Source organism: Bifidobacterium apicola (assembly GCF_042846865.1).
GTDB lineage: Bacteria > Actinomycetota > Actinomycetes > Actinomycetales > Bifidobacteriaceae > Bombiscardovia > Bombiscardovia apicola.
Window position 1 is genome coordinate 383,818 of record NZ_BAAFQQ010000001.1, and the last position, 14,167, is coordinate 397,984.

General features: G+C 60.3%; 10 protein-coding genes. 3 read left to right on the forward strand and 7 right to left on the reverse strand.

Annotation, left to right across the window (positions count from 1 at the left end; genetic code table 11):
• Nucleotides 1-163: 163 nt before the first annotated feature.
• The 4 genes from ACGG9J_RS01810 to ACGG9J_RS01825 form a co-directional block, all read right to left on the reverse strand.
• The gene (locus tag ACGG9J_RS01810; protein WP_390133078.1) at nucleotides 164-1,912 is read right to left on the reverse strand and encodes a hypothetical protein; all 1,749 of its coding nucleotides are present in this window, start codon (nucleotides 1,910-1,912) and stop codon (nucleotides 164-166) included.
• Complete coding sequence (gene mtrB, locus ACGG9J_RS01815) at nucleotides 1,909-3,543, reverse strand: MtrAB system histidine kinase MtrB (RefSeq protein ID WP_390133080.1); 1,635 nt, start codon at nucleotides 3,541-3,543, stop codon at nucleotides 1,909-1,911. Before mtrB ends, ACGG9J_RS01810 begins: the two co-directional genes overlap by 4 nt.
• The gene (gene mtrA, locus ACGG9J_RS01820; RefSeq protein WP_390133082.1) at nucleotides 3,540-4,253 is read right to left on the reverse strand and encodes an MtrAB system response regulator MtrA; all 714 of its coding nucleotides are present in this window, start codon (nucleotides 4,251-4,253) and stop codon (nucleotides 3,540-3,542) included. Before mtrA ends, mtrB begins: the two co-directional genes overlap by 4 nt.
• A gap of 119 nt (nucleotides 4,254-4,372) precedes the next feature.
• Nucleotides 4,373-4,951, reverse strand: coding sequence for a haloacid dehalogenase-like hydrolase (locus ACGG9J_RS01825; RefSeq protein WP_390133084.1), 579 nt, complete (start codon nucleotides 4,949-4,951; stop codon nucleotides 4,373-4,375).
• A 404-nt stretch (nucleotides 4,952-5,355) separates the two neighbouring features.
• Between ACGG9J_RS01825 and ACGG9J_RS01830 the strand changes: the two genes are divergently transcribed.
• Complete coding sequence (locus tag ACGG9J_RS01830) at nucleotides 5,356-5,796, forward strand: MarR family winged helix-turn-helix transcriptional regulator (RefSeq protein ID WP_390133086.1); 441 nt, start codon at nucleotides 5,356-5,358, stop codon at nucleotides 5,794-5,796.
• A 112-nt stretch (nucleotides 5,797-5,908) separates the two neighbouring features.
• Here ACGG9J_RS01830 and ACGG9J_RS01835 read toward each other — a convergent pair whose 3' ends face one another.
• Complete coding sequence (locus ACGG9J_RS01835) at nucleotides 5,909-7,249, reverse strand: MFS transporter (RefSeq protein WP_390133088.1); 1,341 nt, start codon at nucleotides 7,247-7,249, stop codon at nucleotides 5,909-5,911.
• A gap of 243 nt (nucleotides 7,250-7,492) precedes the next feature.
• A complete protein-coding gene (locus ACGG9J_RS01840; RefSeq protein ID WP_390133089.1) occupies nucleotides 7,493-8,887 on the reverse strand; it encodes a replication-associated recombination protein A in 1,395 nt (464 codons plus the stop codon).
• A 268-nt stretch (nucleotides 8,888-9,155) separates the two neighbouring features.
• On the opposite strand from ACGG9J_RS01840, the gene ACGG9J_RS01845 reads away from it, so the two are divergent.
• Nucleotides 9,156-10,670 (forward strand): amino acid ABC transporter substrate-binding protein/permease, encoded by a 1,515-nt coding sequence (locus ACGG9J_RS01845; RefSeq protein ID WP_390133091.1) that lies wholly within the window; start codon nucleotides 9,156-9,158, stop codon nucleotides 10,668-10,670.
• Complete coding sequence (locus tag ACGG9J_RS01850) at nucleotides 10,667-11,482, forward strand: amino acid ABC transporter ATP-binding protein (RefSeq protein WP_390133093.1); 816 nt, start codon at nucleotides 10,667-10,669, stop codon at nucleotides 11,480-11,482. The genes ACGG9J_RS01845 and ACGG9J_RS01850 overlap by 4 nt, the downstream gene beginning before the upstream one ends.
• Nucleotides 11,483-11,493: 11 nt before the next feature.
• On the opposite strand, the gene ACGG9J_RS01855 is transcribed toward ACGG9J_RS01850, so the two are convergent.
• Nucleotides 11,494-14,097 carry a DEAD/DEAH box helicase gene (locus ACGG9J_RS01855; RefSeq protein ID WP_390133095.1) on the reverse strand — a complete coding sequence of 868 codons (2,604 nt, stop codon included), beginning with the start codon at nucleotides 14,095-14,097 and terminating at the stop codon, nucleotides 11,494-11,496.
• Between the last annotated feature and the right edge of the window lie 70 nt (nucleotides 14,098-14,167).

A 14,167-nucleotide genomic window follows, 5' to 3' on the forward strand; every position in this document is an offset into this window, starting at 1 on the left:
TAGTCAGCATCGAGGCCACAGCATTATGATCATCGATGATGACGTCCACGATTTTCAGTATCGTTTTTCCTCTTGCCGACCTCAAGGCGCAGTGATAACAAATCGATAACAGTTCAGCTCCACTGGGACCAGGCCTCAGGCGATCCTGGCCCTCCCTCGTCCTTCACCTGCCGCTGGTGACCGTATCCACCTGAGAATCAATGATGTACCACATGCCCTCCAGGGCTCCCGACAAGCAATGAACAATGCCTGTATGGTCTAATGCGATCAGGCTCTGCATCTGATTGACCTGTCCTGCGGCCAGGCCCGTGGTTCCAGCCGGCAGATGCTGGATCGTCTCCGGACCAGGGGCGATCTGGGAATGGCCTCCTGCATCCATTTCACCGTCCTTATAGACCAGGGTGTTGTCGTTGTAGAAAGTCAAGGTCCTGATGCCCGTGTGCCGGGCGATGACCTGGATATGGTCGCTCAAGCCTTTTGGTCGCTGATTTTCGCCTCGGACGATACCCAGCATGACCAGGGTGTTCATGCCCTGCGAATCGTCGTCAAGCACCAGGCATAGACGCTGTCCCTCAGGAGCCAAAGCCAGGGCAACCACACGCCGGCCATGAAGCCAGGGCAGAGCGAATTCCAGAACGCCCGACTTGCCTGTTTCGACCAAAATGGCAGAATCACTCTGCCTGACGGCCCAGACCTCATCGGTGAGGCTGCCCGCTATGGCAGCAATAGGCGTACCGGCAAACAGTTTCCCGCAGGATGACGCATCGGGCTTTAGACAGGTGACCTGACCCTGATCAGAAAGAAGCGCGCCGCCATTGGAGGAAAAGACCAGCCCCTTGGGCTCGTGAAAGACAGGAGGCTGTCCGATCCTAATCAGGTTCGAGGAGTTGAAGCCGACCACCCCGCTGCTGCCCAGACTGTAGATGCGATTGGACGTCTGCCCTGAAGCCATGGTCAAGTCATCATCCGCGTGGGAGTAATCAATCCCTGATGCGTCTACCACGCGCAGATCAACCTCACCATTGCCGTCGCCCAGCAGCATCCTCATTTGATGGACCAGGATAGCCCTGTTCTCGTTGCTCAGGGAGGCAAAGGAGTTGCTGAGGCTTACCTCCATGCGCCCTTTGACCTGCTGCACTGCGTCGACCGCCAGGGAAACCTTGGCAGTATTGAAGTTCGTCACTGAATCCCCCATCCAGTCCGGGGGCCCCTTGAGCAGCTCCTTGAGAGCCAACGTCCTCCAGTTCCTCCAGCCGAACCAGCGGTTGTCAGGCACCGGCACGCCCTTGGCAAAGGAAAATTGATAGATGACGACCTGACGGTAGACCTGCATGAAGTCATCCGAAGAGATCACTATCCCGGACGGGGCCTTGTTGATCCGCCATTGGCCACGAACTTTAGCAAGCTCAAACCTGTTGGTCATGTCCACCGAACCGCCACCCTGGTCAGTAGCAGAGAATATCCCATGGGCGTCCAGGGACCCGATGCAGTCAGTAGTCAGGTCAAGAGCAGTTGCCTTCCCGCCGTTCTCGTCATCCAAGCGGTCATAGACCGGGGAACCCTTGTATATCGATACGGAAGCATTGAAGTCCCAACCCTCAAAGGCCTTCTTGGTCATGTAGGATTTGGCAACAGCGAAGCCATCGCTTTGAATGCCGGTAGGCAGAGCCGCAAGGAAGCCCCTGACAATGCTCTCTGGCCCGGCCCCGTCCACAGGACCTTCCGGAGAGGAAAAGACGCGGTGCTGCTGATTCTCGATGGGACTGAGCTGACGGACCGACCCGGAGGTAGGCAGCCCGAGTGGGTTGGAGCATCCTCCTGCGACCAGGACAACTACCAGGGCGGCACACAGCCCCAGATTCCGTAGCGGATGAAAGCAACCAGGCCAGCGGAACCGTCTGAAAATACTCATGATCGATCCTTCGCAAAAGAGCCTTCCGCATCCAGGCCTCGTCCAGGTCGGAAGCGTACCGGAACGCTCTCCGGATCCAATCGCCCGGAGACGTCCCTGGGCAAGGTCAGCAGAAACCAGGTGCCCCGACCAACCTGCGAGCGCACCTCCAGCAGGCCGTGCATGAGATTGGCATTGTCCATTGCTATAGACAGCCCCAGACCTGTACCGCCCGTCAACCGAGACCGTGACGGATCGGCCCGCCAGAACCGTTCGAATATATGAGTCAAATCCTCGGTAGCAATGCCGGTTCCCCAGTCGCGCACGCTGAACACCACACTACGGTCCGAGGCGGCCAAGCGCAGCTGCACAGGGCCGTCCTCGGCAAAATCGATGGCATTGTTGACCAGATTGCGCAGAATCGAAGTGCAGCGACTGACGTCTACGCTGATCATCACCCTGCAGTCGGGAAGGATCGCATTCACGCTGACACCTTTCGTCCGGGCTATCTGGGCAACCTGCTGGACCACGTTGCGTACCAGATCGCATGCGTCGCACAGGTCCGGATTCAGCGATGTCTGGCCAGCCTCGTACCTGGATATCTCGAGAAGATCCTCAAGCATGCTGGCGAAACGCGACACCTGCTTGTCCAGCAACTCCACGGTCCTGCGTTTGCTGGGATCCAGATCGTCCCGGCTCTTGAAGAGCAGGTCCGTGGCCATGCGAATAGTGGTGACCGGCGTTCGGAGCTCATGACTGACATCTGATACGAACCTGCGCTGATAAGCCTCAGCTTCTTCCAACTGGCCGATCTTTTCATTGATGGAATCGGCCATGACATTGAAGGAACGCTGCAGGGTGCCCAGCTCATCGGTCCGGTCCTCGGTGACACGGATATCCGACTCCCCCTGAGCCAGTCCCTTGGCGGCTCCAGCTACCTTGGTCACCGGTCGGATAACGGAGTGAAGGGCCAGGAATACGATGATACCCATCATGACGCTGGTTACCACGCTCACCGCAAGAAGCGCCATCTGCACGGAGAGGACGGATCGCTGCTGGTCTGCAAAGGAGTAGATGGCATAGAACTCAATTCCCCCGGTGGTGGTCGGCTTCAGCATGGACCCCATGACGATGCCTGGTACTGGATATTGACCCTTGTCTGCCGTATTGATCATCTGCGAGTATGAGTGACTGCCATTGGAAGCGACAGCATTCCTGATTTCCGGACTGATCAGGTCGCTATCCCCTGGGGCCGTTGATACGGGGACGAACCTGCGCGCCGTGGAATCGTCCGGCCAGATGAAGACCCCGACCATGTTGGGCGCCCCTTCGTTCTGGACGTTGGCCGCCATATTGACCACCAATTTCTGGTAGCTTCCCTCGTCGCCGGAGATGTCTGCCGAGTCAAGACCCCCCTGAGCCCTGTTCAGTTCTGCAGCAAAGTCGGCCTGCGCTTGCCGCAGAACCTGGTTCAAAAGGGAGGCCCGGACTGAATACAGGGAGGCTGTCATGAAGACGATGCCAATCAGCAGTGCAGAAATCGTCGCCAAAAGGACCATGCGTATCTGCAGGGAGCCCCTGACCGTTTTGTAGAGCCTGCCCAAGGAAACCTTGACTATGGACGGGCTCCTAGGCTTCGTGCGACTGCTCATGATCCCGGCTGCTCAGCAGCATACTTGTAGCCGATCCCCCGAACCGTCTCGATGATTCTGGGGTTTTCCGGATCGTCTTCGATCTTCTGTCTGAGACGTTGTACATGAACGTTGACCAGTCGGGTATCGCCCATGTCCTGATAGTCCCAGACCTTTCGCAGCAGCTCTGCCCGGCTGAGCACTTCACCTGGGTGTGATGCCAACACATAGAGCAGCTCGAACTCAGTAGGAGTCAGGGAAAGCTGACTGCCCCTCTTGACTGCAGTGTGCTCCTGCCGATTGATCTCTATCAGGCCGTGGACAAGGGTCGGCAATCCCTGTCCATCCTGATCAGCGCGAGCTGAGACCGGGCGCAGACGGGCATGGATCCTGGCCAGGAGCTCGTCCGTGCTGAAGGGCTTGACCACATAGTCGTCGGCTCCAGCCTCCAGACCCTCGACGATGTTCTTGGTATCGGATTTGGCCGTCAGCATGATGATGGGAACATTGGATCTGGACCTTATCCAGCGGGCGATGCCGATCCCATCCATGCCGGGAAGCATGATGTCCAAAAGCACCAGGTCAGGTTCCACCGTAGGGAATATCTCCACTGCCCTGGATCCATCCGTACAGATCACCGGCCTATAGGACTTCGTCTGCAGCACTATCGACAGCATCTCGCCCAGATCCCTGTCATCATCGACAATCAGTATCGTGGCCGGCTCTTTCACAAGAAGCCCTCCTCGTTCTTGGCATACCATTATGCACTCTTGCTTCTAAGCAGAACGATAGCAGGGTTGGTCTGGAACGAACCCGCCGACAGGTCATGGCGGGAATGAACAGGTTTGGTCTATTTGATGCGCCGAACCCGGCCATGTTCAACCAGATAGGCCCGCCGCGCAAGATCAATCATGGGCAGGTCGAAAGCCGAATCGGTATAGAAGGCGTCAACGGCCGTCTCCTGGCCTAGGAGACGCTGAAAATGCAGGGGCTTGTCAGGTCCGAAGTTGAGGTAGCCTACGGTCAGGGATTCCAAATCCAGGGTGGAGCCTATGCAGCGGGTAATGCCCAGTCGGCGACAGGCCTCTCCCGCCACCAGGTCGAAGGAGGCAGTGACCACCACGTCGTCAGTCCTAGGGGTATACCAATCCATGATCTTGTGCATGTTGGCATCCCAGAACTGGCTGACCAGCCGGTCCATGTCAAAGCCGGGACGCGAGGTCAACCGACGCAGGTAACGTGAACCCACCCGACGCATGGCCGAGTTCAGCTGCTCCAGAGTGACCCGGCCCAGACGATAGCGTACGGCGTAGAAGAGGGCGACCGGCAGGTAGGGCAGCACCCGCGGATCCTTGCGGGCAGTAAACAGGTAGAAGTCAAGCAGACTCTCGCCATCGTAGATGGTGCCGTCGAAGTCCAGTACCCGCATGCCAGTCCTTTCCAGATCCCGCCGCAAAATGGAATATCTCAGCATACCGTGGAGCAATGACGGTGATAGTCCCTGACTCTGACTGGCCATGGAGAGAGACAATCACTCTTGGCCCAAGAGACTGAAGAAGACAGGGAAGCCTCCATGGCCGGCTGTGGCAGGGATGGAGCAGGTGCGACACCGAAAAATCATAGCCTTCCTGGCTCATATCCCTATCGTGGACCATCCCCATGGTGTCGACGGTATTGATATGATGAAAAAGTGCCGTCCATGCTGGGCCGTGGCTAGGGACATGCAGGAATAGGCCTGGAAGGGGAACGGCGCCGAAGGGGTCTATGCGGTTATACGGTCAGTCGTGCCCGCCGAACTCTTTGATCTTCCTTACCAGCTAGGGGGCAGCAACAATGTTGAAAAAGAGCCACTACCACAACCTGAGCACCTGTATAGCCGGAATTTACCGGCATGCACGCAACGATGCCAGCCAATACGCGGGCGAATCCACCTTACGGGGCACGCAGGGTGATCTGATCGTATATCTCTATGATCATCCTGGCCTCAGCCAGCGCCAGATAGCCCGGGACCTGTGTGTGGACCCCAGTCTGCTTGCCCGGGATCTGAAAGCCTTGAAAGCCCGGGGACTAGTCAGCCGTGAACAGAACCCAGCCGATCACCGGGTCAATATCATTGCTCTGACCAGGTCAGGCGCGGACATAGCTCGCAGACGGATCAGGTCGGTCAATAACTGGTGGACGGACCTGTTCAAGCAGAATCCCGATATCGACCCCGAGACCTTCCAAACCGAGCTGCGTTGCGTTTACAACCGGCTCCTGGCCAATCAGCTCTGATCTCTATTACTGAGAAAGGGCCTGGCCGATCCCTTGGCCGCCACTCGACGGTACCAGGCTCATGCCAGGCCTTTTGTTTTTTAGACTCTTTACGCCCTTGAATCGGCCGCTATCATCCTACCGAGCGGCCAGACGTCTCCCAGCCCATCAGTCCAACAACCAGCATGGAGGCCAGCGCCACCAAACTGATGGTGACGAATATTGAGGTACTCCCCCATGCATTGAGCATGGCGCCGATAAGCACAGGCATAAGCACATTGCAGAGCTTGGCAACGGCATTGGCAATGCCCACGCAGCGGAAGCGGACCGTGGTCGGGAAGAGCTCAGGCGCATAGACGGCCACCACCGAAGACATGAGGACGTAGAGGCTGGCCATCAGCAGGATGCCCACCAGGATGGCCGTTACCTGGCTGGTCTGCGCAGCGTAGAGCAGACCGAAGACCGCCGTCAGCAGGAAGGCCGTGACGATGATCCGCTTGCGTCCTATCCGGTCCAGAAGCAAGGATCCGATCAGGCAGCCCAGAGGCGCTCCCAGCATCATCAGAGTGCTGATCCACAGGGATCCGCTCAGATCTATGCCTCGCTTGAGCAGGATGGTAGGCACCCAGGAGGTGAAGGCATAGGAGCAGACATTGGTGGCTGAAACCGCCACAGTAGCCACAATCAGGCCGCGAACCACGCTACCTGATGCCTTGGCAGGTGCCTCAACGTCCGCATTTTTCGCGACAGATGCGGAGCCGCTGACAGAGCCAGAGCCTGACTCCGCCTGACCATTATCGGCTTCCAGAAGCTCGACCACTTGGACGGCCTCGTCCATCCGCCCGTGCAGGGCAAGCCAGCGAGGAGACTCGGGGATGTCACGCCGCAGGTACCAGATCAGTGCAGCTGCAAGACCAATACCCACGAACAGCGGCCGCCAGGACCAACGTGGAATGATCCAGGCGCACAGGAGCATGGCCAAGGGCACTCCGGTGTTGGCCACCAGCGAGACGATGGCGCTCCAACGGCCACGATGCTTAATGGGAGCAAATTCGTTGACCATGGAGAAGCCTGTGACGATCTCGGCGCCCAACCCCAGGCCAGCCCCCAGACGGCAGACAGAGAGGACGGCCATATTTGGAGCCAGAGCGCCCAGCAGGGTAAAGCCCCCGAAGAGCAGCAGATTGATCTGATAGGCGGTCTTGCGTCCCCGCAGGTCTCCGATGAACCCGGCCAGAAGCGAGCCCATCAGGAGCCCCAGAAAACCAGCCGACAGGAAGAGGGAATTCTGGGCGACCGTGGACCACCCGGTGCTCAATGCCGAACTGGCTACTGCGCTGCCCACATAGACATCGATGCTGTCCATGAGCATTCCCGCGGCCACCAGGGCCACGATCTTGTAAAAAGTAGCCGATTCACGAGCATTGTCTACTCGCCGGGTAATCTCGCGGACCGCCAGGTCGTCCTCGGCCATGCCGAGGCCCTTCGATTGTTCGGATATGTCTGCATTGTCAATGACCGCTGTCGACATCGTCACCCTCGCGCCCGTGCATGAGGCAGGCATGCCCCATACGTCCATGCCAGACCTGCCGACGGCGGCGGGCTCCTTGTGGGAGCATGGCGACTGTCAATATGGAAAGCCTGGACCCTGCGGCGTCTCGGTCATTGTGTGGCTGCTCAACGTCTATTGGGTGTTTCAGTATAGGAGTCTGGACAGTCATTGCCCAGACCCGGCGTTTCCCTCCAGCCCGGCAGCCCTGTCCAGGATGGCCCTGATGGCCTCCAGACGTGGACCCAGCTTACGCTCGTATCCCCGATCATTGGGGTGGTAGTAGCGTCGTCCGACCAGTTCGTCCGGCATGTACTGCTGGGGCGCCACTGCATCCGGCGCATCGTGGGCATACTGATAGCCCTCGTGGTTGCCCCAAGCCTTCATCAGCTTGGTAGGAGCGTTGCGCAGATGCAGAGGAACCTGGCCGATATGCCCGGCATCCACGTCCTCCAAGGCCTGATTGATGGCCAGATAGGATGCGTTCGACTTGGGCGCAGTGGCCACGGCGATGACCGCCTCGGCCAGGATCAGCCGGGCCTCTGGCATACCCACCATGGCCACGGCCTGAGCTGCCGCTACCGTGATCTCCAGTACCTCCGGAGAGGCCATGCCCACCTCCTCGGCGGAGGCGATCATAATCCGTCGGGCGATGAAGCGGGGATCCTCGCCTGCCCGGATCATCCGGGCCAGGTAGTGCAGGGCCGCATCCACGTCGGATCCCCGCATGGATTTGATGAAGGCCGAGGCTACATCATAGTGATCGTCGCCTTTCTTGTCATAGCGGACAGCGGCCACATCCAAGACCGAGGAGACCACCTTGGCATTGATCAGCGGCCGACGCGCCCCCTTGGCACGAGCCCCGTCCTCGGTAACGGCCCCAGCCGCAGCCTCCAAAATGGTCAAGGCCCGACGGGCGTCCCCACCGGAAAAACTCACAATCTGTTCCAAGGCCTGGGGATCCAGCCGTACCTGGTCCTTGAGTCCACGCTGGTCCTTGACGGCCCTGCGAACCAGCTTGGCCAGGTCCTGGTCGTCCAGGGCCTCCAGTTTGACCACCACCGAGCGCGATAGCAGTGGCGAAATGACCGAAAAACTGGGATTCTCCGTGGTGGCTGCGATAAAAGTCACATCACGGTTCTCCACGCTGGGCAACAGGGCATCCTGCTGGGACTTGGAAAAGCGGTGGACCTCATCGATAAAGAGGACCGTCTCCTGCCCCTGGCTGACCAGCCGCTCCCGAGCCTGGGCGAGGACCTGCCGAACCTCCTTGACCCCCGAGGTGACGGCCGAAAGCTCCTCAAAATGCCGCCCGGACTGTCGAGCCACGATATAGGCCAAGGTGGTCTTGCCCACTCCGGGAGGGCCAAAAAGAATGACCGAACTGGGAGCGGTCAATGTGTTCTTTGGATCCGACCGGGCCAGCCGCTCCAGCGGTGTTCCGGGAGCTGTGACCTTATCCTGGCCGACCACTTCGTCCAGACTCCTGGGCCGCATCCTGACCGCCAGAGGCAGGGTATGCTCCTCGGGGGGATCCGCCGTCTGGAAGAGATCATCAACCATCTGCAATACCTCATTCCCCGGGGCCCCTATGGCTCCCCGCCTCACCAGCATAAGCCAGCATCTGCCGCAATCAGAAGGACGAACGCGCTAGACTGGAAACTCGTATGGCCGTATCGCCCAGCGCGTAGTTGGGTTCCGGAAACACGGTATGTGTACAGTTTACTGGTCATCAGCCTGGATATCTTCAGGAAGGCCATAGGCAGCAGCAAAGCCTGCCGTCTGGAAAAACCGGGACCGGCACAGGTCGGAACAATAAGGAGAATCGCCAGTGATCGCCAAGCATGTTCGCCAGGGATGGACATCGGGTCCAGGCAGGTGGGCCGTCGGCCTGCTGGCCTTGGTCCTAGGGCTGTCAGCCCTGATCGTCGCCCCCCTGGCCACGCCGGCGCAGGCAGCCCAGGACTCCCCCGCCGCGCAGGCGGTCCACGGACGTACCTTCCGCGTCGCCACCGACACCACCTTTGCCCCCTTCGAATTCAGAGACTCCTCCGGAAATCTGGTCGGCATCGACATGGATCTGATCCGCAAGATCGCCGACATCGAGGGCTTTTCGGTGCAGATCCAGTCCCTGGGCTTCAACGCCGCCCTCCAGGCCTTGAACTCCCAGCAGGCCGATGTGGTCATAGCCGGCATGACCATCACCGACCAGCGCAAGCAGGTCTACGACTTCACCGATCCATATTTCGACTCCGGTGTGCAGATGGCCATCGCCCAGGACAACGACCAAATCCACAGCTACAAAGATCTGCGAGGCAGCGTGGTGGCTGTCAAGACCGGCAGCGAGGGCGAGGCTTTCGCCAAGCAACGGGCAGACCAGTACGGATTTAGCGTCAAGGCGGTGGACCAGTCCTCCACCATGTATGAGATGGTCAAGTCCGGCAACGCGCAAGCGGTCATTGACGACTACCCGGTCCTGGCTTACGGGATCGCCCAGGGCAACGGGCTGAAGACCGTGACCAAGAAGGAGCCTGGTGCCTCCTACGGGGCGGCCGTCCGCAAGGGCGAGAATAAGGAGTTCGTGGCCGCTTTCAACGAAGGTCTAGCCAAGATGAAGGCCGACGGCAGCTATAAACAGCTGGTCGATTCCTATGTGGGCAGCGGCCAGTCCAGCAAGAGCGCCCCCGCCTCCCGGCCAGGATTCTTCGAGCTGGTCCGCCAGGCCTTCCCCTCCCTGATGCTGGGCCTGCGCAACACCCTGGCCATCACGGCCATATCCTTCGTCATCGCCCTGGCCATCGGCATCATCCTAGGATTGTGGCGGATAAGCCCCAACCGGATCCTGTCCTGGATCGCCCGGATCTACGTGGCGGTCTTCAGGGGCACACCCGTCCTGGTCTGGGCCTTCTTCTTCTACCTGGGCGTCCCCCAGCTGATCGGTCACCGCATCAGCATCTGGCTGGCGGGTGCGCTGACCCTGTCCCTGAACTCTGGAGCCTACCTGGTGGAGATCGTGCGTGGAGCCATCGAATCGGTGGATGTCGGGCAGATGGAGGGAGCCCGCAGCCTGGGCCTGACACGTCGCATGGCCCTGCGCAGGGTCATCCTGCCCCAGGCCGTCAGAATCGCCACGCCATCCATCATCAACCAGCTGGTCATCATGCTCAAGGACTCCTCCCTGCTGCTGGCCATCGGCTTCGGCGAACTGCTCTATCAGGCCCAGCAGATCTACGCGGCCAACTTCCGCGTGACCGAAACCCTGTTCATGGTGGGCGTCATCTACTTCGTCGCCATCAGCGCCCTGACCTGGATGGCCAACATGCTCGATAGGAGGCTGCATCGATGAACTTCGAGGACCCGGATATGGACACCGGACGACTGACCCGTCGCATCCGTCAAAATCAGAATCGCCGCAACCAGGGAGAATCCCAGACGGCCGTATCCATCCGCGACCTGCACAAGCGCTACGGCGACACCGAGGTCCTCAAGGGGATCGACATGGAGGTCAAGCCGGGCGAGGTCATCTCAATCATCGGCCCCTCTGGCGCGGGCAAGTCCACCCTGCTGCGCTGCATCAACGCCCTGGAGATGCCGACCTCGGGCACCATCAGCGTCTACGGGATCGACATTTCCGATCCAAAGACCAACATCGACAAGCTGCGCGAGCACGTGGGCATGGTCTTCCAGCACTTCAACCTCTTCCCCAACATGAGCGTTGCCGACAACATCATGCTGGCCCCCCATATGCTTCACAAGACCCCCAAGGAGGATGCCCGGCAGCAGGCCCTGGACCTGCTGGAGATTGTCGGGCTGGAGGAGAAGGCGGATGCGCGGCCCACGGACCTGTCAGGCGGGCAGCAGCAGCGTGTGGCTATCGCCCGCGCACTGGCCATGCACCCGGATATCATGCTCTTCGACGAGGCCACCTCGGCCCTGGATCCGGAGATGGTGGGCGACGTGCTCCAAGTCATCCGTTCTCTGGCTGAGGGCGGCATGACCATGATCCTGGTCACCCACGAGATGGCCTTCGCCCGTGAGGTCTCCTCCAGGGTGATCTTCACCGACGCTGGAATCATCGAGGAGGAGGGCACGCCCGAACAGATCTTCGGCCACCCGCAGAGCCCTCGGCTGCAGTCCTTCCTCTCCAAGGTCCTGTAAAGGATCCGGGTCTATAGGTCCATCAGCTCCTCGATGGGACCCGCCCGGTATTCCTTGAAGAACACCTGACCGCTCTCCTGGGTGGCGTCCAGGTCCACGATGCCGGCGATGCCCCAGTCGTGCTCGTCCTCAACGTCGTCGAAGATCTGCTGGGCCCGCCAGGTGTGCCCCTGACGCTCGTCCCGGTCATCCAGGCTGAAGAAGTCCGAGGACCGGGCCTGGGCATCGGTCAGGATCTGCTCATGGTCCTCGTAGAGGTCATCCAGTGCGTCGCTCCAGGCTCGCAGGCCGTAGCCCCAGTCCGCATCCAGATCGGCCAAGGCCTCCGGCCGGTCAGCGGCCACTAGCTCCACCCGTTGGAACATGGCATTGCGCACCAGCAGGGTCAGCCCCCGCCGGTCTGCCACCACCTGATTTTCCACCTTGGGCGGGGCGGCGTCCAAGCCGCTTGTGACATCTCCGTTTTCAATCCTGCCTGCAGCCTCCCATTCATCCACAAGGCTGGAGTCCACCGAGCGCACGATCAGTCCCAGCCAGGCCAGGATGTCCTCCAGCTGCTCATCCATGAACTCTTCGGGAACCGTCCTGCCGAGCGCCCGATAGGCATCGGACAGGTATCGCAGCAAGGTCCCCTCCGACCGGGATATCCCATAGCGGGCGATGTAGCCGTTGAAGTCCGAGGCCGTCTCGATCATGTCGCGCAGAACGGACTTGGGGTGGATCTCATAGTCGTTGGCCCAGGGAACATCCCTACGGTAGCGGTCGAAGGCCTCCCCCAGAAGCTCCTCCAGGGGCTTGGGCCAGGTCACCTCCTGCAGACGCTCCATCCGTTCCTCATACTCCAGGCCATCCTCCTTCATCTGCTGGATGGCAGCATCGCGGGCCTGCCGCTGCTGGGCCTTGAGTATCTGCCGGGGATCCTCCAGAGTGGCCTCAACCATGGAGAGCAGATTCATGTCGTAATCGGGGTCCTCGGGATCCAGCAGTTCCAGGGCGGCCAGCAGGAAGGGCGAAAGGGGCTGGTCCAGGGCGAAATCCTCGGGCAGATCCACGGTCGTGAAGTAGTCCAGGCCGCCCTCCGGGTTCCGTTCGGTCTCGATGACCCCGGTGTCGGTCAGGGTTTGGAAAATCTCGCCGGCCCGGTCCTGCAGATGCTCCTTCTGCTGCGGGGTCTGGCGGGAGTCCTCGATCAGGTCCTCCACCCGCCTCCTGGCATCCCCGCCCTGATCGACCTCGTTGAGGACCATGGCGTGGGTGATCTTCAGGTGCGGCGTCAGGGTCTCGGGACGGGCCTCGATCAGCTTGTCGAAGGTCCCCTTGCCCCAGGTGACGAACCCCTCCTGGGGCTTCTTGCGTTTGATCCGCTTGAGCTTCTTGGGGTCGTTGCCCGCCTTGGCCACAGCCCTGGCGTTCTCTATCTCGTATTCAGGTGCCTCGGCCACGACCAGTCCGCTGGTATCGAAACCCATGCGTCCGGCCCTGCCTGCGATCTGATGGAATTCCCTGGCTCGCAGACGGCGCATTTTGTAACCGTCGAACTTGGTCAGCCCGGTCAGCAGGACGGTGTGGATGGGCACGTTGATACCGACCCCCAGAGTGTCTGTGCCGCAAATGACCGGCAGGAGGCCATCCTGGGCCAGCTGTTCCACCAAGCGCCGATACCTGGGCAGCATGCCTGCATGGTGGACCCCGACCCCGGTACGCAACAGCCGCTGCAGAATCCTGCCAAAGGCCGTGGTGAAGCGGGTGCCGGCCATGGCCTCCTTGATCCGGTCGCGCTGGCCCCGGTCGGAGACCCCCGTGCTGGACAAGGCCTGAGCCGTCTCCAAGGCGGCATCCTGGGAGAAATGAACGATGTAGACCGGCGAATCCCCATCGGCCAGCAGGGTCTCCACAGTCGCAGGCAGAGGGGTGTCCACGTATCGGTAATCCAGAGGCACCGGTCGGGGGGCATCGGCGACGACGTCAACACCCACCCCGGTTTTGCGCTCCAGGTCCTGAGCGATCTGATCCACGTCGCCCAAGGTGGCCGACATGAGCAAAAACTGTACATCGGGCAGGGTCAGCAGGGGCACCTGCCATGCCCAGCCACGGTCAGGATCCCCGTAATAGTGGAACTCATCCATGGCCACGCAGCCGATATCAGCACGGCGACCCTCCCTTAAAGCCTGGTTTGCCAGGATCTCGGCCGTGCAGCAAATGACCGGAGCATCCGTATTGATGTGGGTATCGCCGGTGATCATGCCCACCCGGTCGCGGCCCAGAATCGAAACCATGTCGAAGAACTTCTCGGAGACCAGGGCCTTGATGGGAGCCGTGTAGTAGGAGCGCCGCCCAGTGCACAGAGCGATGAAGTGCATGGCCAGGGCCACCATGGACTTACCGGAGCCGGTCGGGGTCGACAGAATCACATGGTCGCCTGAAACCAGGGAGAGGACAGCCTCCTCCTGGTGCGGCCAGGGGGTGATGCCCCGGGAAGCCACCCATGAGAAAAAGCGGTCATAAATCTGATCCTCAGTCAGGTTGCGAGGACCTCCCGCCTCGGGAACCAGGTCGCCTAGGGAGGGAGGCTGGTCAGTTGAGGCGGTTGAGGAATCAGCATGTTCTTGGACCATGTCCACCAGTCTATCCGGCCAGGCACACAAGTCCGGCCGGACACTGGCTTCGTCTCCTAAGCCTAGAGAC